The 19966-nt window shown below is 64.0% G+C and carries 21 protein-coding genes; 20 read left to right on the top strand and 1 reads right to left on the bottom strand.

Translation table 11 applies throughout. The features are described 5' to 3' along the window. Positions 1-26: 26 nt before the first annotated feature. The gene (locus tag C8D92_RS09750) at positions 27-842 is read right to left on the bottom strand and encodes a crotonase/enoyl-CoA hydratase family protein (RefSeq protein ID WP_116919265.1); all 816 of its coding nucleotides are present in this window, start codon (positions 840-842) and stop codon (positions 27-29) included. A 140-nt stretch (positions 843-982) separates the two neighbouring features. Between C8D92_RS09750 and C8D92_RS09745 the strand changes: the two genes are divergently transcribed. The 20 genes from C8D92_RS09745 to C8D92_RS09655 all read left to right on the top strand — a co-directional run bounded on the left by C8D92_RS09745 (position 983) and on the right by C8D92_RS09655 (position 19721). After that, complete coding sequence (locus C8D92_RS09745; protein ID WP_116919264.1) at positions 983-3037, top strand: NADPH-dependent 2,4-dienoyl-CoA reductase; 2055 nt, start codon at positions 983-985, stop codon at positions 3035-3037. 10 nt (positions 3038-3047) lie between these two features. Further along, positions 3048-4112, top strand: a complete 1065-nt coding sequence (locus C8D92_RS09740; protein ID WP_116919263.1) for a helix-turn-helix transcriptional regulator — start codon at positions 3048-3050, stop codon at positions 4110-4112. A 142-nt stretch (positions 4113-4254) separates the two neighbouring features. Beyond that, positions 4255-5910, top strand: coding sequence for a carboxypeptidase-like regulatory domain-containing protein (locus C8D92_RS09735; protein WP_133243124.1), 1656 nt, complete (start codon positions 4255-4257; stop codon positions 5908-5910). An 86-nt stretch (positions 5911-5996) separates the two neighbouring features. After that, positions 5997-6164, top strand: coding sequence for an FXYD domain-containing ion transport regulator (locus C8D92_RS15690; RefSeq protein WP_165819266.1), 168 nt, complete (start codon positions 5997-5999; stop codon positions 6162-6164). A gap of 37 nt (positions 6165-6201) precedes the next feature. After that, positions 6202-7074 (top strand): hypothetical protein, encoded by an 873-nt coding sequence (locus C8D92_RS09730; RefSeq protein WP_116919261.1) that lies wholly within the window; start codon positions 6202-6204, stop codon positions 7072-7074. Between the two features lie 381 nt (positions 7075-7455). Further along, complete coding sequence (gene urtA, locus C8D92_RS09725; RefSeq protein ID WP_243402427.1) at positions 7456-8733, top strand: urea ABC transporter substrate-binding protein; 1278 nt, start codon at positions 7456-7458, stop codon at positions 8731-8733. An 81-nt stretch (positions 8734-8814) separates the two neighbouring features. Further along, on the top strand, positions 8815-10398 hold the full coding sequence (gene urtB / locus C8D92_RS09720) for an urea ABC transporter permease subunit UrtB (RefSeq protein ID WP_116919259.1): 1584 nt from the start codon (positions 8815-8817) through the stop codon (positions 10396-10398). Positions 10399-10417: 19 nt separating this feature from the next. Next, complete coding sequence (gene urtC, locus C8D92_RS09715; protein ID WP_116919388.1) at positions 10418-11542, top strand: urea ABC transporter permease subunit UrtC; 1125 nt, start codon at positions 10418-10420, stop codon at positions 11540-11542. Further along, positions 11539-12363: an urea ABC transporter ATP-binding protein UrtD gene (gene urtD, locus C8D92_RS09710; protein ID WP_116919258.1), complete on the top strand. Its 825-nt coding sequence runs from the start codon at positions 11539-11541 to the stop codon at positions 12361-12363. Before urtC ends, urtD begins: the two co-directional genes overlap by 4 nt. After that, positions 12363-13061: an urea ABC transporter ATP-binding subunit UrtE gene (gene urtE, locus C8D92_RS09705; RefSeq protein ID WP_116919257.1), complete on the top strand. Its 699-nt coding sequence runs from the start codon at positions 12363-12365 to the stop codon at positions 13059-13061. Before urtD ends, urtE begins: the two co-directional genes overlap by 1 nt. A 3-nt stretch (positions 13062-13064) precedes the next feature. Beyond that, positions 13065-13961, top strand: coding sequence for an urease accessory protein UreD (locus C8D92_RS09700; protein ID WP_116919256.1), 897 nt, complete (start codon positions 13065-13067; stop codon positions 13959-13961). Between the two features lie 3 nt (positions 13962-13964). Continuing rightward, complete coding sequence (locus C8D92_RS09695; protein ID WP_095611115.1) at positions 13965-14267, top strand: urease subunit gamma; 303 nt, start codon at positions 13965-13967, stop codon at positions 14265-14267. 11 nt (positions 14268-14278) lie between these two features. Continuing rightward, positions 14279-14605 carry an urease subunit beta gene (locus C8D92_RS09690; RefSeq protein WP_095611114.1) on the top strand — a complete coding sequence of 109 codons (327 nt, stop codon included), beginning with the start codon at positions 14279-14281 and terminating at the stop codon, positions 14603-14605. Further along, positions 14602-16305: an urease subunit alpha gene (ureC, locus tag C8D92_RS09685; RefSeq protein ID WP_116919255.1), complete on the top strand. Its 1704-nt coding sequence runs from the start codon at positions 14602-14604 to the stop codon at positions 16303-16305. The genes C8D92_RS09690 and ureC overlap by 4 nt, the downstream gene beginning before the upstream one ends. A 12-nt stretch (positions 16306-16317) precedes the next feature. After that, on the top strand, positions 16318-16794 hold the full coding sequence (gene ureE / locus C8D92_RS09680) for an urease accessory protein UreE (RefSeq protein ID WP_116919254.1): 477 nt from the start codon (positions 16318-16320) through the stop codon (positions 16792-16794). Continuing rightward, on the top strand, positions 16772-17458 hold the full coding sequence (locus C8D92_RS09675) for an urease accessory protein UreF (RefSeq protein ID WP_116919253.1): 687 nt from the start codon (positions 16772-16774) through the stop codon (positions 17456-17458). Before ureE ends, C8D92_RS09675 begins: the two co-directional genes overlap by 23 nt. A 178-nt stretch (positions 17459-17636) precedes the next feature. Beyond that, positions 17637-18275: an urease accessory protein UreG gene (gene ureG / locus C8D92_RS09670; protein WP_116919252.1), complete on the top strand. Its 639-nt coding sequence runs from the start codon at positions 17637-17639 to the stop codon at positions 18273-18275. A gap of 37 nt (positions 18276-18312) precedes the next feature. Further along, positions 18313-18888 carry a HupE/UreJ family protein gene (locus tag C8D92_RS09665; RefSeq protein ID WP_116919251.1) on the top strand — a complete coding sequence of 192 codons (576 nt, stop codon included), beginning with the start codon at positions 18313-18315 and terminating at the stop codon, positions 18886-18888. A gap of 18 nt (positions 18889-18906) precedes the next feature. Next, entirely contained in the window at positions 18907-19257 is a 351-nt protein-coding gene (locus tag C8D92_RS09660; protein ID WP_116919250.1) for an SMI1/KNR4 family protein, read from the top strand. A gap of 113 nt (positions 19258-19370) precedes the next feature. Beyond that, complete coding sequence (locus C8D92_RS09655; protein WP_116919249.1) at positions 19371-19721, top strand: hypothetical protein; 351 nt, start codon at positions 19371-19373, stop codon at positions 19719-19721. The last annotated feature ends 245 nt before the right edge of the window (positions 19722-19966 follow it).

Here is a 19966-nt window from a genome sequence, read left to right as displayed (position 1 = left end):
ATCTCCCGGTTTGTATGGCCGCTTGATTACAGGCCCCAGCGGCGATTGTGGTAGGGCCGCTCCGAGTCGCTGGTGTTTCTGGCAACCGCTGTGCGCTGGTTTGTTCGGGCCAGAATCTTCTTCTGAAGCCGCGTCTCTTCGGCCAGCGCGGTTTTGTCGCCGGCCCGCCAGGCATTGTTGAACAGCTGCTTGGTCGCGGACATCGCGTCCGGGGACCGGTTGGCCAGTTCCTTCGCGAACGCCCGCGCGTCGTTGAACGGGTCGTCGCTCAGTCGTGTGACCAGCCCCAGCGATTTCGCTTCATCGCCCTTGACACGACGGGCGGTCATGGCCAGTTCCTTTGCCTGGTCCATCGGCATCAGATCGGGCAGGGTGGTCATCAGGCTCATGTCGGGAATCAGCCCCCACTTGCTCTCCATGATCGCGAATTCGCAGTCCCGCGTCGAAAAGCGGAAATCCGCGCCCAGTGCCAGTTGCAGGCCGCCTCCAAAGCAGTAGCCGTGGGTGACCGCAATCACCGGCACCGGCAGCTGACGCCATTGATAGCCGACATCCTGTGCCATATTGCTGATGCGCCGACCCGGCTTGGCGAGCAGCTTGAGGAAATTGAGAGGGTTCTTGGAGACGGTGGCGACGTCGAGCCCCGAACAGAATGCGTCGCCGGCGCCGAGCAGGACCACGGCCCGCAGGGATCGATCGTGGCGAAGGCGCTTTGCCGTTCGCGTGATGGCCTCGAACATGGGCATATCCAGGCCATTGTATTTGTCCGGGCGGTTGAGAATGACGGTCGCAATCCCGTCTTCTATGTCCAGCAGGACCCGGTCGACGCTCTCGTGGCTCATGGGTGACTTGCCCTCATACTTTCGTCGAAAGATCGCTATGCTACCATTCCCAGCCGGTTTGGAAAGTGACGGCTGGAAAGAACGACACAAAAGCCGCCGCCAAAATCGGACACTCCTGATGACAACGCACTGGTGAGACCATGACTGCCCCCTATCCGCATCTTCTCGAACCCCTTGATCTGGGATTCACCGAGCTGAAAAACCGCGTCCTGATGGGCTCGATGCACACGGGCCTGGAAGACCGCTTCTGGAACATCCACAAGCTGGCCCGGTATTTCGGCGAGCGTGCCGAGGGCGGCGTGGGACTGATGGTCACGGGCGGCTTCTCGCCGAGTTTTGTCGGCCAGCTCGCGCCGCTGTCGTCGATGATGACCAACCGCCGCACCGCCCTGATGCATCGCCATGTGACCAGCACCGTGCACGATGCCGGCGGCAAGATCTGCCTGCAGCTGCTGCACGCGGGGCGCTATGGCTATCACCCGTTCTCGGTCTCGGCCTCGGCTACCAAGGCCCCGATCACACCGTTCAAGGCGCGCGCGCTGTCCACGAAAGGCGTGGACAAGCAGATCAATGCCTTCGTCAACGCCGCCAAAATGGCCAAAATGGCCGGGTATGACGGCGTCGAGGTAATGGGCTCGGAAGGCTATTTCATCAACCAGTTCCTGTGCGAGCGCACCAACCATCGCAAGGACAAATGGGGTGGCCCGTTCGAGAACCGCATGCAGCTACCGGTGGAGATCGTCCGTCGCATCCGCGAAGCGGTGGGGCCGGAGTTCATCCTCATCTATCGCCTGTCCATGCTGGATCTGGTGGAAGGCGGCCAGACCTGGGATCAGGTGGTCACCCTCGGCAAGGCCATTGAGAAAGCCGGCGCCACCATCATCAACACCGGCATCGGCTGGCACGAGGCGCGGGTGCCGACCATCGTCACCTCGGTGCCGCGGGGTGGCTTCGCGGATGTGACCGCCAAATTCTACGGCGAAGTGGACATCCCGCTGTGCACCACCAACCGCATCAACACGCCGGAGAAGGGCGAAGACATTCTCTCGGCCGGCAAGGCGGACATGGTGTCCATGGCGCGCCCGTTCCTGGCGGACAGTGAGTTCATGCGCAAGGCCGAGCAGGGCCGGTCGGATGAGATCAACACCTGTATTGCCTGCAACCAGGCCTGCCTGGACCATGTCTTCCAGCTCAAACGCGCCTCCTGTCTGGTCAATCCGCGCGCGTGCCACGAGACCGAGCTGACCCTGACCGTCGCCCCGGTACAACGCCAGGTGGCCGTTGTCGGAGCCGGACCGGCCGGGCTGGCGGCCGCAACGACCGCCGCCAAACGCGGCCACAGGGTCACGCTGTTCGAAGCGGACGACCGGATCGGCGGCCAGTTCAACTACGCCAAGCGCATTCCGGGCAAGGAAGAGTTCTACGAAACGCTGCGCTACTACCAGCGCCAGATTGAACTGTTGGGCATCGATCTGCGCCTCAATACCCGTGTGGACGCCGACGCGCTGTCGAAAGACGGGTTTGATGACGTGCTGATTGCCACCGGCGTCAAACCCCGTACACCGACCATCGAAGGCATCGACCATCCCAAGGTTATGGGCTATCTCGATGTGCTGCGTCACGACAAACCGGTGGGTGATTCGGTGGCCGTCATCGGCGCCGGGGGCATCGGCTTCGACGTCAGCGAATTCCTGACTCATGATGCGACCGGCCATGCCGAGGGCGAACAGGTCTCCGTCAGCGAGTGGCAGCGCGAATGGGGTGTGTCGCCGGACTTCGATGGCCCCGGTGGCCTGACCGAGCGCGGCGCCACCACCAGCCCGCGCAAGATCTACCTGATGCAGCGCAAGACCACCAAGGTGGGCGGCGGCCTGGGCAAGACCTCCGGCTGGGTGCACCGCAACAGCCTCAAGCACCGGGACGTCGAGATGATGCGCGGCGTCACCTATGAACGGATCGACGACGACGGCCTGCACATCACCCTCACCGTCAAGGACGGCAAGAACCCCGAGAAGCGGGTGCTGGACGTGGACAATGTGGTGGTCTGCGCCGGCCAGGTGTCCTTCCGCGACCTGCATGACCAGCTCACCGAGCGGGGCATCCGCTCCCGGCTGATCGGCGGGGCGGACGTGGCCGAGGAGCTGGACGCCAAGCGCGCGATCCGCCAGGGGACGGAAGTCGCTGCTGAACTTTAGGTCGTTGGCAATGGAAAAGGCGATTCGTGACAGGCTGGAGGTACTGACCGGGCTCGCCATGGCACCGGCGGCGGCTGTGCCCGACGCGCTTGATCTGCTGGAGGACGCCATTCCCCAGACCATGGGCAGCATGCTCATCTGGGCGTCCGGAACGGGCGAGGTGGCGGGTGGTTTCTCCCGGCTCATCGGCATTGAAAAGGGGCTGGCAGCCTACGCTGAGGGGTTTGGAAACACCGCCCGTGAGGAGAGCTTGTCGGGCGCCACATTCCGCCAGGAGATGCGTCGTCAGACCCGCTCCCGGCGTCTGACGGATATCATCCAGATGTCCCGTGAGGCCTTCCGCCGGACCGACGTCTATCAGCAGATGCTCGCGCCCTGGGGAATCGACGACATGGCGCGATGCGTGGTGAGCCACGGCGATGCCGCGTTGGGGGGACTGGTGGTCTTTCGCCCTGGCGGATCGCCTCCCTACACGAACGCGGAGCTGAAAACGCTGGATGTCGGCGCCGATCTGATCGGCCGGCTCCTGCAATGCCGGAGTCGGGAGGCGGTGCCCGGCGTGGATGAGGTGGCTCCGGGGATGGCGGAGCTGGACACCGACGGCGGCCTGATCCGGGCCACCCGTGCCTTCCGCCTGCATCTGGCCATGCAGAATCAGACCGAGCCGGGCACGACACCGGCGAATTTCGACTTCCGGATTCCCCCGGAGCTGTTGCAGGCGGCCAGGACGCTGAAAGACCCGCCGCGGTCAATGATGGTCGACAGTGTCTGGGGCTCATTCCGTCTCACCCTCGACCGCTTCCTTGACTCTGGCGTGATCGGCCTCACCAGCCACCGCCGCATCCCCGCCGGTCTTTGCATGTTCCGCCGGATCCTTGATGCGGACCTCTCGAAACGCCAGAGGCAGGCGGCCTGCGCGCTGGCCGAAGGCGCCTCTTTCCATGACATGGCCGAACGCTGGGCGATCTCCCGCAACTCGGTCATCACCCACGTCAACAACCTCTACGACAAGCTTGGCGTCACCGGCAAGAGCGACTTGATGAATCGCTATGTCTGGAGCAGTGACCCCATGTGACGACGACCCCGTCGTGGCAACCTGTTTTTTGTCGCCTCCCTATATATGAGGAAGCCGAACGGCTGGCGCATCCCTAGACTCGTCTCGAGGGTGGCAGGTCTTAGCCTGCTCGATGTAACAGGGACAGGATGGGAGTGAGACGATGACGGGATGGACGTGGCGATGCGTGATGATGTCCACTGCGGTGGTGGCTCTGGCCGGGTGTGCGGATAGTGGCAGTGATGGCGGTGGTGGCGTTGATCCGGGCGATTCGCAGGCCGCATCGGTTCAGGGGACGTCCCAAAAGGGGCCGTTCCAGCAGGGCGCCAATGTGACCGCCCGGAACCTGCAGGCCGATGGCGCGATTGGCACCCAGTCCGCTGCCACGACGACCACTGACAGCCGGGGCAACTACGCCTTCGATGGCCTCGAATGGAGTGGCGCCACCCGGCTGCGCATTGAAGGCACGTTCTTCGACGAAGTGCAGGGCAGTCTCTCCAGTGAGAGTCGCTATCTGGACGCGGTCATCGCGGCCAGCCAGGCCAGTGAGGCCAACATCAACCTCTTCACACATATCCAGTCCCAGCGCGTCCGCACGCTGATGGGCAATGGCCAGTCTTTTGCGGATGCCCGATCGCAGGCGGAGCAGGAATGGCAGTCCATTGTCGGCACCAGCACGCCGGCCACCGAACTGGATCTTTTGGACGGACAGTCCGGGTCAGCGGAGAGCGACAATGTCAGTTTGTTGCTGTTCTCGGCCGCTGTGCTGCAATCCGGCCTGAGCCAGACTGATCTCGACGGCCTGCGGGATGATTTTGCCGACGACGGACAGATCAATGGCAACGCCCAGTCGGCCTATCAGTCCGTGACAACGGCGGCTCAGGATCCGCAGCTGCTTCAGGATGCCCGGGACAACCTCCAGTCCGAGTTCGACACCGAACCGCCCAACGGCGATGCCTCGGGCATCGGCTGGATTCCCGGCGCCTGCGAGCAGACCCGTCTGAACGTGTCCAACCGCCAGATCCTCTGTACCAGCGACGACCCCCTGGCCGATCTCAATCGCGGCGCCCCGGGCCAGTCTGACACGGCCCGCACGGCCGCTGCCGTGGTTTTTGAGACGGCCGGTCACTACCGCATTGAAATCTCCAAGTCGTCTGGCAACGCCTTTGGCGGCAATAACTGGACGCTCTACAACTTTGATGATCAGGATACCCGCGAGCAGTGCGAGTCGTCGGCCGAGCAGGGCAGTGCGACCGGCGACTCAGTCGTGGAGGGTCTGACGAACCGGCTCAATGATGACGAGAGAACCTGCCTCGAGGTCTACTACGCACCGACTCCGGACAACGGCGGTCCGTCTGAGCTGCGCGTCGGGCTCGTTCCGCTCAACGACGGCGGCCCGTCACTGGACGAGGCGGTGCCGCTGACGCTGGGCGAGCGGTTCGCCGGCAAGATCGGGAACTACGTGGGTTCTGGTTCAGACTTCCCGGCTTACAGTTACTATCGGTTCCAGGCGCCGACTGATGGCACCTACCGCATCACGGTCGATGGCTACAGCAACCTGGGCTCGGGCTCCATGCGTATTGCACTGTTCGAAGATCAGGATAACAACGGCAGCATCACGTTCTTCAACGATCAGGAACGGTTTGACTTCACGGGTGGTCCGGGCACGGACAGCACCTCGACCACATTGGAGCGATCGCTCTCGGCCGGCACCTACGTCGTCCGGGTCTTCAACGGGACCGGTTACCGCGCCACTTTTGAGAGCGACCCGTATTACCTCACCAGTCTGGAGCTCAGCATTCTAGTGGAACAGCCCTGAAGCGATTCCGGCCGTCAGCGCTGCCGTGACGGGCGGGGCTGACGGTCGCGGTCTGATCAGCCCGCCTGTGAAAAGGAGTATCCCCTATGCAGTCCTCTTTTCTACGGCGCTGGGGCCTGCTGGTCCTGGCGACCCTGTTCATCCTTGGTCTGGCGGCCTGTGGTGGCGGTGGCGGAGGCAGCGACGCTTCTGTCGAGCCCGCCGCAGCCGGCAAGTGGAACGAAATGAAATGGAATGAGGGCGAGTGGCAGTAGACGCCCCGTCCAATGTGGTCTGAAAGGAGCAATCACCATGACACCGATCAAAACCTTCACCGCCGCGATCACGGTGGCAACCCTGCTGCCGGTGGCGAGTCACGCCGAGGTCAACGTTCCCAACGAGTTCCAGTCGGGGACACCCGCGCGGGCCGAGGAAGTGAACGAAAACTTTGAAGCCCTGCGCACGGCCTTGAACGACGCGATGGCTCGAATCGAGCAGCTGGAGCAGCAGACATCCAACCTGCGGGACATGAACGAGCATGTGACGGTGCAGGCGGATGCGGCTCAGCCGAATGAGCAGCGGATCGTGTTTGAGGGCGTGAACATCCAACTGACCGATGGAGCGGGGAAAAACGCTCAGGAAAACAACCAGACGAACGGGCTCGGTAACCTGATTGTTGGGTACGGTGGTGCCCGAGTCAAAGCGACCTCCACCGTGCCCGAAGTCTGTTCGGACGGACAGTACGATGACCGGACGGCCTGCGAGGGTGCGGGCGAAGTCTGGTCGGCTGACCACCGGAGCGGTTCGCACAACATCGTGGTCGGGTGGGAGAATGCCTACAGTGGGAATGGCGGCCTGACGGTCGGGTACAAGAACGCAACCACCAGAAAAAACGCGATCAGCCTTGGGGCGCTTAATATCGTGCGAGGTGAGAATGGCACGATCAGCGGGGGGCGTCAGAATACCGTACTGGGCCGGGATGGCCACGTCTCAGGCGGGCGTTTCGGCACGGCGGAGGGTGAACGCTCGGTCGTTGTCGGCGGTTACTTCAACGAGGCACGAGGAAACAAATCCGTTGTCGTTGGCGGTCATTTGAACAAGGCCTCGGGCGAGGAGAGTGCCGTCCTGGGCGGCAAGCTGGAAAATGAGCTGGATGATGAGGCCACCATTCCGGCGATTCCCTGATAAACGCTTCTATCTGCGTGTCGCCGCCCACTGCGGCGGCGACGTCGCCTCTCTATTCTCCCGTCTGCACCACTCTGGCACTCCATTTACAACACGCACCAATACCATGCCGTTTCCGTTTTTCGAGTGCTGAGCTGGTGCGTTTTGCGATTTCGGATGCACCAGTCTGGTCCTGAGTGGCTGGCGAAAAATTCGCCACAACGCTGCAAGCGTTTGAAATAAATGCGCAAAAAATACGTTCTCTCCGGTGGCACATTGCTTGCAATTGCAGGTGCACGTCGTCGGCGCATTCGTGTCGGCCTGCGCCAGTTCGGCGCAGCATCATAATGAGATTGCAAGGAGAACGACGTGAATACACCCAAGACCCGCATTGCCAGTGTACTGGCCGCCGCGTCCCTGGCGCTGGGCGCGACCGGCGTTCACGCTCAGGATGAGGACCCGATCAAGGTCGGCATTCTGCATTCACTGTCCGGCACCATGGCCATCAGTGAGTCCACCCTGAAAGACACCGTCATGATGCTCATTGAGGAGCAGAATGAGAAAGGCGGTCTGCTCGGCCGGGACATTGAGCCGGTGGTCGTCGATCCGGCGTCCGACTGGCCGCTGTTCGCCGAGAAAGCCCGCGAGCTGCTCGCCGAGGAAGAAGTGGACGTGATCTTCGGCAGCTGGACCTCCGTGTCCCGCAAATCCGTGCTGCCGGTGGTCGAGGAACTCAACGGCCTGATGTTCTACCCGGTGCAGTACGAGGGTGAGGAATCTTCCGAGAACATCTTCTACACCGGCGCTGCCCCCAACCAGCAGGCTATTCCCGCCGTGAACTACCTGAAGGACGAACTGGGCGTTGAGCGCTGGGTGCTGGCGGGCACGGACTACGTCTACCCGCGCACGACCAACAAGATCCTTGAGACCTACCTGAACGATCACGGCGTGTCGGATGACGACATCATGATCAACTACACGCCGTTCGGTCACTCCAACTGGCAGTCCATTGTTTCCGACATCAAGGAGTTCGGGAACCAGGGCAAGAAAACCGCTGTGGTCTCCACCATCAACGGCGACGCCAACGTGCCGTTCTACCAGGAACTCGCCAACCAGGGCATCGAAGCCACCGACATTCCCGTCATCGCCTTCTCGGTGGGTGAGCAGGAGCTGTCCGGCATCGATACCGGCCCGCTGGTCGGCCACCTGGCGGCATGGAACTACTTCATGAGCGTCCCCACCGATGCCAACTACGACTTCATCGACCAGTGGATCGAGTACAACGACGACGACACGGTTGTGACCAACGATCCGATGGAAGCCCATTACATCGGCTTCAATATGTGGACCCAGGCCGTCGAGAAAGCCGGCACGACCGAGGTGGAAGCGGTGAAGGATGCCATTATCGGCGTCTCCGTGCCGAATCTGACCGGCGGCATTGCCACCATGATGCCGAACCACCACATCACCAAGCCGGTATTGATTGGTGAAATCCAGGACAACGGCCAGTTCGCCACCGTCTCGCGCACACCGGGTGCGGTTGCGGGCGATGCCTGGTCGGACTACCTCGAAGGCTCACGTGACCTGATCAGCGACTGGCGCGCTCCGATGAAGTGCGGCAACTACAACGTTGTGAAGGGCGAGTGTGGCGGTCAGCAGGAAGCTGCCGAAGCGGAATAACACCGCAATCGGGGTCCGCGGCCCCACGCCGCGGCCCCTCATTCCCCGCCCACGATTCCGATAACGAGCAAGGACACGATCATGAGCATCCGTCGATGGCTCACACCGGTGCTGCTTGCCTGGCTGATGGCATGGACCGGACTGGTCGCCGCTGAAACGGACGGTCAGGCGCTACTGAACAACCTGACAGAGCGGGACAAGGCCGCTGCTGTCACCGCGATTGCCGAGAGTGGCGATCCCCGCGCCCGCCGCTGGCTGGAGGCGTTCGCGGACAACAAGCTCAGCCGCATGAAAGACTCCGGCCAGTTCGTGGTGGTTCTGGAAAACCGCGGTCGCGACTGGACTGTGGAGGACGCCCTCACGGGTGAGGCGATCGGGGAAGTCTCCCGCCGTAACCTCGACCGGGTCCGGATCAACAACGCCATGCGCAGTCAGATCGCCAACACGCTGGCACTGCTGGACCTGACCGTGGACGACATCGACCAGCGCCGTCAGGCCGCCGGCGATCTGCGCGGGCAGGTGGACGAGGACCTGGTCGGCCCCGTCGAGACATTGATGAATCAGGCCAGCGACGAGGATGTGCGCGAAAAGCTGGCCCAGGCCCTGGCGATCTACCGCGTGGAGCAGGGCGATGTCAGTGCGGTGTCCGTCCTGTCGGGCAGCCTCAACAGTGACGCCCGCTCGGCCCTGAATGGCGCCGCCGGTAGCGACGACCCGGCGATGGCCGCGGCCGCGCAGGAGGCCATGGCCTCCATCGAGCAGAAGCTCAAGCTCAACAAAGCCGCCGAGACGCTCTACTTCGGCCTCAGTCTCGGCTCGGTACTGGTGCTGGCGGCCATTGGTCTGACCATCACCTTCGGCGTCATGGGCGTGATCAACATGGCCCATGGCGAACTCATCATGCTCGGTGCCTATACCGCCTGGGGCATGCAGCAGCTCCTGCCCGGTCAGCCGGGGCTGGCGCTGATTCTGGCCATTCCGGCCGGCTTTCTGGTGTCCGCGTTCGCGGGCATCATCATCGAGCGCAGCGTCATCCAGTTCCTCAAGGGGCGCCCACTGGAAACCCTGCTCGCCACCTTCGGCGTGAGCCTGATCCTCCAGCAACTGGTGCGGACCGTCATCTCCCCGCTCAACCGGACCGTCGTCACGCCGGAATGGATGAGCGGCTCGATCATGATCAACGAGGCGCTCTCGCTGACCCTCAACCGCCTCTACATCATCGGCTTCGCCCTGGTGGTGTTCGCGGGCCTGATGCTCGTCATGCGCCGCACCCGGCTCGGGCTGGACGTGCGCGCCGTCACCCAGAACCGCGCCATGGCCCGCTCCATGGGCATCCGCGCCACCCGCGTGGACATCATGACCTTCGCGCTGGGCTCCGGTGTGGCCGGGCTGGCCGGCGTGGCGCTTTCGCAGACCACCAACGTCGGTCCGAATCTCGGCCAGAACTACATCGTGGACTCATTCATGGTCGTGGTCTTCGGCGGCGTCGGGAACCTCTGGGGCACGCTGGTCGCGGGCCTGTCGCTGGGCACCATCAACCAGTTGCTCGAACCCTGGGCGGGCGCCGTGCTGGCGAAGGTTGTGGTGCTGGTCTTCATCATCCTGTTCATCCAGAAACGCCCGCGCGGACTCTTCCCGCAGAAGGGCCGGGCAGCGGAGGGCTGATATGACCGATTCCAACCGAATGTGGCTCACCCGTCCGCTGACGGAAGGGTCCACCCGACTCTTTCTAGGCCTGCTGGCGGCGGCCATGACCGCGGTGGTGCTCATGCACCTAGTCTTCCCGGAAGGTCACGCGCTGCACATGAGCATCTACACCGTCACGCTGATGGGCAAATACCTGTGCTACGCGCTGCTGGCGGTGGCGGTGGATCTGGTCTGGGGATATCTGGGCATCCTGAGTCTCGGCCACGGCGCCTTCTTTGCCGTTGGCGGCTACGCCATGGGCATGTACCTGATGCGCCAGATCGGCACCCGGGGCGAGTACGGCCATCCGGTACTGCCGGACTTCATGGTCTTCCTCAACTGGGATCAGCTGCCCTGGTACTGGCACGGCTTTGACATGGCCTGGTTCGCCTTCCTGATGGTGCTGCTGGCCCCGGCGGCGCTGGCGTTCGTGTTCGGTTATCTGGCCTTCCGCTCACGGGTGACCGGCGTCTACCTGTCGATCATGACCCAGGCGCTGACCTTCGCCCTGATGCTCGCGTTCTACCGCAACGAGATGGGCTTCGGGGGCAACAACGGGTTCACGGACTTCAAGGACCTGCTCGGGTTCTCGCTGTTGACGGATGGCACAAGACTGGGCCTGTTCATCGCCACGGGCGTCGCCCTGGCCATCGGCTACGTGCTCTGCCGGGCCATCGTCACCAGCAAGCTCGGAAGGGTGAGCGTCGCCTGTCGGGATGCCGAAGCCCGAACCCGCTTCCTGGGTTACCGGGTCGAGCGTGTGCAGCTGTTCATTTTCGTGGTCTCCGCGATGCTGGCGGGCGTGGCCGGGGCGCTCTATGTGCCCCAGGCGGGCATCATCAACCCGAACCAGTTCTCGCCCATCTTCTCCATCGAGATCGTGCTCTGGGTGGCGCTTGGTGGTCGTGCGACGCTCTACGGCGCGGTGATCGGCGCGCTGGTGGTCAACTACGCCAAGTCGGTGTTCACCGGCATCATGCCCGAGGCCTGGCTGTTCGCGCTGGGTGGCCTGTTCGTGTTCGTGACCGTGTTCCTGCCCAAGGGCATCGCCGGGCTGCTGCCCAAGAAAAAGCGGCCGGATGACGACGACAGCGACACGACCGCACAGGAGGCCACCGCATGAGCATCTTCACGGAATTCACCGAACGGGACCGGGTGTTCGACTTTCTCGCGCCCACCGCCTCGCCGGTGGACGTACGCCACGGCCCAATCCTGTATCTGGAGGACGTCACGGTCAGCTTCGATGGCTTCCGGGCCATCGACGACCTGAACCTGACCATCGATGACGGCGAACTGCGCTGCATCATCGGCCCCAACGGCGCGGGCAAGACCACGATGATGGACATCATCACCGGCAAGACCCGCCCGGACACCGGCTCGGTCTGGTTCGGCAGCCGTCACAACCTGCTGCGCATGAACGAGCCGGACATCGCCTCGCTGGGCATCGGCCGCAAGTTCCAGAAGCCCACCGTGTTTGAGGCCCTGTCGGTGTTCGAGAACCTGGAACTGGCCATGGCCGCCGACAAGCGCGTGTTCCCCACGCTCACCGCGCGCCTGACCGGTGAGCACCGCGACCGCATCGGCGAGGTGCTGGAGATGACCGGCCTAAAGGATCTCTGGCGCCGCGAGGCGGGCGTGCTCTCCCATGGCCAGAAACAGTGGCTGGAGATCGGCATGCTGCTGATGCAGCGCCCGCGACTGCTGCTGGTGGACGAACCAGTTGCCGGCATGACCGAACAGGAAATGGAACGCACCGCCGAACTGCTCACCGGCCTGGCGGGCCAGCAGTCCGTGGTGGTGGTCGAGCACGACATGGGCTTCGTGCGCTCCATCGCCCGCACCGTCACCGTCCTGCACCAGGGCAGCGTGCTGGCCGAGGGCAGCATGGATGCGGTCTCCAATGACCCCAAAGTCGTCGAAGTCTATCTCGGGGAGGGGATCTGATGCTGTCGATCAACGGACTCAACCAGTACTACGGCGAGAGCCACACCCTTTGGGATCTGGACCTCGATGTGCCCACCGGCCAGTGCACCTGCGTTATGGGCCGCAATGGCGTCGGCAAGACCACGCTGATGAAATGCGTGATGGGCGAGGAAGCCATTGCCAACGGCCAGATGCGCTACGCCGATGATGTCGAACTGGCCAAACGCCCGCTGGAGGATCGCGCTCGGCTCGGCATTGGCTACGTGCCCCAGGGCCGTCAGATCTTCCCGCTGCTAACGGTGGAAGAAAACCTCAAGACCGGGCTGGCGGCGCGGGGCGATGGCGTGCGGCGGATTCCCCAGCGGGTCTACGACCTGTTCCCGGTGCTGGACGAGATGAAGCACCGGCGCGGCGGCGACCTCTCCGGCGGCCAGCAGCAACAACTTGCCATCGGCCGGGCACTGGTGATCGAGCCGCGCCTGCTGATTCTCGACGAGCCGGGTGAGGGCATCCAGCCCAACATCGTCGCGGAGATCGGCGAGGTTATCCGACGGCTGATCGCCGAGGACGGCCTGACGGTGCTGCTGGTGGAGCAGAAACTGCCCTTCGCCCGGCGCTTCGCGGACCGCTTCGCGATCATGGACCGGGGCCGGCGAGTGGCCCAGGGCGGCATCGACGAGCTGTCCGATGACCTCATCAAGCAATACCTGACGGTGTAGCGAATGACGGTCTATCAGCCCATTGGCCCCGAATCCGATTCCGGCCACCGGTTCGACCCGGCTCGGCGCTGGGCCGCCTGGCTCGACCTGCGGTTCGCCCAGCGCCCGTCCGGGCGTGGCCCGGTGACGCAACTGGTCCGCAACGCCCACGACGGGCCGCTACGGGTCCAGCGGCCGTTCCATCCGGAGGGGCCGAACGGCTGCTGCCACGTTTACCTGCTGCACCCGCCCGGCGGGCTGGTGAGCGGCGATGCACTGACCTATCACACCACCGTCGAGACCGGTGCCCATGCGCTGGTCACCACCCCGGCGGCCGCCAAGCTCTACCAGACCGACAGCCACGGCGTCGCCTGGACCCAGCACGCGGATTTGCACGTGGAACCGGGCGCGACGCTCGAATGGCTGCCGCAGGAAACCCTGGCCTTTAACGGCTCACGCGGCACCCAGAGCACCCGCATTGATCTGGCTGACGGCGCCCGCTGCCTCGGCTGGGAAATGCTGGCCCTCGGCCGCCCGGCCAGCGACCTGCCGTTCGTCACGGGCCGGTTGGAGCAACGCTTCCACCTCACCCGCAACGGCCAGCCGCTGTGGATCGAGCGCCAGACCCTGGACCCGCATCACCGGCGTTTTCGCGGTGCCTGGGGGCAGGGCGGCGCGACCGTTCAGGCCACGCTCTGGGCGGTTGGACTGGAGGATGACCGCGCCGCCATCGAGGCCCTGCGTGAGGCCATGCCGGCCAGCGGGCGCTGGGCGGTGACCCAGCGTCAGGGCGTGCTGCTGTTGCGCTACATCGGCGACGACCGCAACGAGGCCTGGGACCTGTGCGAACAGGCCTGGACGATCCTGAGACCCCAACTGACGGGCCAGACCGCCCGTCGCCCCCGAATCTGGAGCACCTGAACCATGGAACTCACTCCCAGAGACAAAGACAAGCTGCTGCTGTTCTCCGCCGCGCTGCTGGCCGAGCGCCGCAAAGCGCGTGGCGTGAAGCTCAACTACCCGGAATCCGTCGCGCTGATCAGCAACGAGATCGTCGAAGGAGCGCGGGAAGGGCGCACCGTCGCCGAGCTGATGACCGCCGGCACCGAAGTGCTCACCCGTGAAGACGTGATGGAGGGCGTGCCGGAGATGGTCGACGAGGTGCAGGTCGAGGCCACCTTCCCCGATGGCACCAAGCTGGTCACGGTTCACAACCCCATTACCTGAGGAGCGCCACCATGATTCCCGGCGAATACCAACTGGCCGAGGGCGATCTGACCCTCTGCGAGGGCCGCGAGCGCATCGTGCTGTCCGTCGCCAACACCGGCGACCGGCCGATCCAGGTCGGCTCCCACTACCACTTCGCGGAGACCAACCCGGCGCTGCGTTTCGACCGCAACGCCGCCACCGGCTACCGGCTGGATGTGCCCGCCGGCACCGCCATCCGCTTCGAGCCGGGGCAGACCCGCGATGTCACCCTGATTCCCTACGCGGGCCGCCGCCACATCTACGGCTTCCATGGCCAGGTGATGGGCCCGCTGCCTGACGACGGAGGTGAGGCATGAAGCTCTCCCGCGACGCCTACAGTGACATGTACGGCCCCACCACCGGCGACCGGGTCCGCCTGGCCGACACCGAACTCTGGATCGAGGTGGAACGCGACGCCACCCACTACGGCGATGAAGTGAAATTCGGCGGCGGCAAGGTCATCCGCGACGGCATGGGCCAGAGCCAGCGCGCCGACGACACGGTGATGGACACCGTCATCACCAACGCCCTGATCCTCGACTGGTGGGGCATCGTCAAAGCCGACGTCGGCCTGCAGAACGGACGCATCGCCGCCATCGGCAAGGCGGGCAACCCGGACACCCAGCCGGATGTGGAGATCGTCATCGGTCCGGGCACCGAGATCATCGCCGGTGAGGGCAAGATCCTCACCGCCGGCGCGCTGGACGCCCACATCCACTTCGTCTGCCCGCAACTGGTGGATGAAGCGCTGATGAGCGGCATCACCACCATGCTTGGCGGTGGCACCGGCCCGGCCACCGGCACCAACGCCACCACCTGCACCCCCGGCACCTGGCACATCAGCCGCATGCTGCAAGCCGTGGATGAGATGCCCATGAACATCGGCTTTCTGGGCAAGGGCAACGCCTCGCTGGCCGAACCGCTGGAGCAGCAGATCCGCGCCGGAGCGATGGGCCTCAAGCTCCATGAGGACTGGGGCACCACCCCGGCCTCAATCGACAACGCCCTGACCGTCGCCGACCGCTTCGACGTGCAGATCGCCATCCACACGGACACGCTCAACGAGTCCGGCTTTGTGGAGGACACGCTGGCGGCCTTCAAGGAACGCTGCATCCACACCTACCACACGGAAGGGGCGGGCGGCGGCCACGCGCCGGACATCATGACCGCCTGCGAGAAGGACTATGTGCTGCCGTCCTCCACCAACCCGACGCGGCCCTACACGGTGAACACCATCGACGAGCATCTGGACATGCTCATGGTCTGCCACCACCTGGACCCGAAAATTCCCGAAGACGTCGCCTTCGCCGACTCGCGCATCCGCCGGGAGACCATTGCCGCCGAGGACATTCTGCAGGACATGGGCGTGATCTCCATGATCGCCTCGGACTCCCAGGCCATGGGCCGGGTCGGCGAGGTCGTCTGCCGCACCTGGCAGACCGCCCACAAGATGAAGGTCCAGCTCGGCCTGCTGCCCGAAGACGAACAGATCGGCGCGGACAACCTGCGTGCGAAGCGCTACATCGCCAAGTACACCATCAACCCGGCCATCACCCACGGCATCGGGCACGAAGTGGGCTCGGTGGAAGTCGGCAAGATGGCCGATCTGGTGCTCTGGGACCCGGCGTTCTTCGGCGTCAAACCCGCGCTGATTCTCAAGGCCGGCATGATCGCCGCCGCGCCCATGGGCGACCCGAACGCCTCCATCCCCACGCCCCAGCCGGTCCACTACCGGCCCATGTTCGGCGCCTACGGCAAGGCCTCCGCCGCCACCCGCGCGACCTTCGTCAGCCAGGCGGCGCTGGACGCCCACATCGGTGAGGAGCTGGGCCTGAGCAGCCGGCTGGTGGCGTGCAAGAACGTCCGGCAGGTGCGCAAGAAAGACCTCAAGCACAACAGCGCCTGCCCGACGCTGAGCGTCGACCCGCAGACCTACGAGGTCCACGCCGACGGCGAACTGCTCACCTGTGAACCGGCCACGGAACTGCCGCTGGCCCAACGCTACCACCTGTTCTGAGGATCAACGACGATGCTGGAACTGACCGAACGACTCGACACCGTCGAAAGCAGCGAGATCTTCGACACCCTCACGCTGCCCTTTGAGCAGCGCCAGCGCGGCCGCCTGCGCGCCGCCACCGACACCGGCCGGGACGCCGGACTGTTCCTCGACCGCGGCCCGGTGCTGCGCGAAGGGCAGTGCCTGCAGGCCGTCAGCGGCGAGGTGATCCGCATCCGGGCCGCCGCCGAACCCGTCGTCACTGCGCGCATTGCCAATGGTCTGCCGCTGGCCCGGCTGTGCTACCACCTCGGCAACCGCCACGTCTCACTGGCCATCGGCGAGGACGGAGACGGCCAGGGCTGGGTGCGCTTCCCGCCCGACCACGTGCTGGAAGAGCTGGCCCAGCGCCTCGGCGCCACCTTGGAACACCATCAGGCCCCGTTCGATCCGGAACCGGGCGCGTACAACCAGGCAGGGCACAGTCATGGCCACAGCCACCACCACTGACGTCACCGACCTGTCGCTGCTTGGGCTGATGCAACTGGTCAGCCCGGCGCTGCCCATCGGCGCCTTCGCCTGGTCGCAGGGCCTGGAAAGCGCCTTCGAGCTGGGCTGGGTCAACAACGAAACGGAACTGGGCGAGTGGCTCGGCGGCGTACTCGAAGACGGCCTCGGGCGGTGCGAACTGCCCGTGCTCGCGCGCCTGCAACGCGCCTGGGCTGAGGGCGACGCCGAAACGGTCGAGCACTGGAACGGCTGGCTCCGCGCCGTGCGCGAGACCCGGGAACTGAGCGAAGAAGACCGCTACCTCGGCTCCGCGCTCGTGCGCCTGCTGCGCCAGCTTGAGCTGCTTCCGGAGACGCTGCCGGCGATGCCAGGCTACGTCACCATGTTCGCCTGGGCCGCCCATGTGCGGGCCGTGCCCGAGCGCCAGACGCTGATCGGCTTCGGTTGGGCCTGGCTGGAAAACCAGCTCGCTGTCGCCTGCAAGGCCCTGCCACTGGGCCACACCGCCGCCCAGCGCCTGATCGAACAACAGCGCCCGGAACTGGTCCGCATCGTGGATCGGGCCCTGGCGCTCGAAGACGACGACCTGGGCCCGATATTACCGGGCCTGGCCCTGGCCAGCGCCCAACACGAAACACAGTACTCACGATTGTTCCGGAGCTGATGACGGCGCAATCCGAACCAGCTCATAAAGCGGTGCCGGGGAGTCCCGTCCGGGGACATCCTGCGGCAGGGACGCCGCAGGTAGCCTACAGGGATGTATGTACGGCGCGTCCCCGGACGGGACTCCCCGGCACCGCGACTCCGTAATGTCGGATCGCATCAAAACAGGAGAACACACCATGCCACATTGTCTGAGAGTGGGAGTCGGTGGCCCCGTCGGCTCCGGCAAAACCGCCCTGCTGCGCCAGCTCTGCTCGGCCCTGCGGGACCACTATGACCTCGCCGTCGTCACCAACGACATCTACACCCGGGAGGACGCCGACTTCCTCCTCAAACACAACGCCCTCGGCGACGACCGCATCGTCGGCGTCGAAACCGGCGGCTGCCCCCACACCGCCATCCGCGAAGACGCCTCCATGAACCTGGAAGCCATCGACGACCTCCAGGCCCGCCACCCGGACCTGGAGCTGGTGCTGGTCGAATCCGGCGGCGACAACCTCTCCGCCACCTTCAGCCCCGAACTCTCCGACCTGACCCTGTACGTGATCGACGTCTCCGCCGGCGACAAGATCCCGAGAAAGGGCGGGCCGGGCATCACCAAGTCCGACCTGCTGATCATCAACAAGATCGACATCGCCGAACAGGTCCACGCCTCGCTCGACGTCATGGACCGCGACGCCAAAACCATGCGCGGCGACCGGCCCTTCGTCTTCACCAACCTCTACGACGGCGTGGGGCTGGACGACATCATCGGGTTCATTCTCGAAAAAGGCATGCTGCCGGAGCGGCGACCCGGGAAACAGTCGGCAACAGCCTGACCCTACGACGAACAGAACGCACGAACGGAGACACACCATGACTCGACTCACCCAAACCCTGCTCACCGCCGGCCTGCTGCTCACGGCTACCACTGCCGCCGCGCACCCCGGCCACGCCGAAGGCGGCTTCACCAGCGGCCTGCTGCACCCCATGCTCGGCCTCGACCACCTGCTGGCCATGGCCGCTATCGGCTTCTGGAGCGTGCGCCAGAGCACCGTCCTCAAGAACGCCACCCCCGCCTTCGTCATCGGCGGCATGATCCTCGGCGCCAGCCTCGCGTGGGGCGGCCTCAGCCTGCCGGGCACGGAAACGGGCATCACCGTCTCCGTGCTGTTGGCCGGCATCCTCATCGCCACACTCGCCAAACTGCCCACCGCCATAGGCGGCACCCTGGTCGGAGCCTTCATGGTCTGCCACGGCTTCGCCCACGGGACCGAAATGCCCGCTGGTGCGGGGCTGGTCAGTTATCTGGCTGGGTTCTCAATTGCGACGTTGGGGATTACCTTTGCTGGGCGTGGACTTGGAGTGCTGATGCTCCGCGCCGACAATCGCCTGACCCGGGCCTTCGGTGGTGTGGTGACTGTGGCCGGAGCGTATCTGGCTGCGGTCTGAGCGAGCGCCGAACAAACAATGGAAGGTCCAAAGCCGCCGGGAGACTGGTGGCTTTTTCGTGTCCGGGGGCGGAGATATACGACACCTGTCGCTTATCTCCAGAGGTTGTTCCGTAACGCTTTGATTTCAGGAAAAGAAAGTTCTAGTCTCTTGGAGGTAGGCGACAGAATCAGGCCGGAGATATACGTCAGGTGTCTGGAATATCGGGGGCTTGCCAGGCTGCTTCCTTTTTGTGAGGACAACAGCGATTTTTACTGCTTAACTCCAACCGGTGAGGTGGTATTTTGGTCGCACAACGGGTCAACAGCAGAGAGCTGGCCAAACCTGGCAACTTGGATCTTCCAAGTATGGATCGGGGAACATGCCTAACAAATTGTTGTAGTACGTTCCGGGCCTAACGGCCCTCCACCGGACGGCTTTTTCTCCGCTTCGCTACGCAAAATCCGCCGCTAAACAAGGCGTTATGGCTACAAGGAAGTCGAGTGAAAACGAAGGTTTATCTATCCATTTTTGCCAGCCTCATACTGGCAGTCCTTGTCAGCGCACTCGGCGGATCTTTTGGGGAGGCACTGACAGAGCACGTCAAGAAAGAGACCGTTGAATTGGCACTGGATGGTCGGTCGATAGCAGATATTTCCCGAGAAGAAGCCAATGAACTGATGCGCTCTCCGGGATTTTCAGACCGCCTGATAGCGGCAGAGAAAGAGGTGTCTCGGGAGTACTGGTGGTATGTTGGTGCGAACTTCGCCATTCAAATTTTGCTAATTCTTGTCATTAGTTTGGCTTGCGGAAAGTATGTGATTCACACGGTGGCTCGGCATGCGAGGCCATAACCAGGCGGTCAACCGGACGCCAAAAGCGTACCGCTTTTGGTTCCCTCCGCTGTCGCTCCGGCGCCGGTTACCTCAGCGTTATGTTTCGTGAGATATGTACGAGCTACCTGAAGAGTCGCATTGGCAAGACCTAGTTGGGCAAGAGGTTAAGGAACCTCTGAATAACCGGGCTTGAACACCGATTCCCGGTCTCTATCCGGAGATGAGCCGATTTCAGCGATAAATCCCCAGTCTATTTGTTCATC

It is taken from the genome of Tamilnaduibacter salinus (assembly GCF_003096655.1).
Classification (GTDB): Bacteria; Pseudomonadota; Gammaproteobacteria; order Pseudomonadales; family Oleiphilaceae; genus Tamilnaduibacter; species Tamilnaduibacter salinus.
The sequence above is the reverse complement of the archived record's forward strand: the minus strand, read 5'-3'. Positions and strand labels throughout refer to the sequence as shown.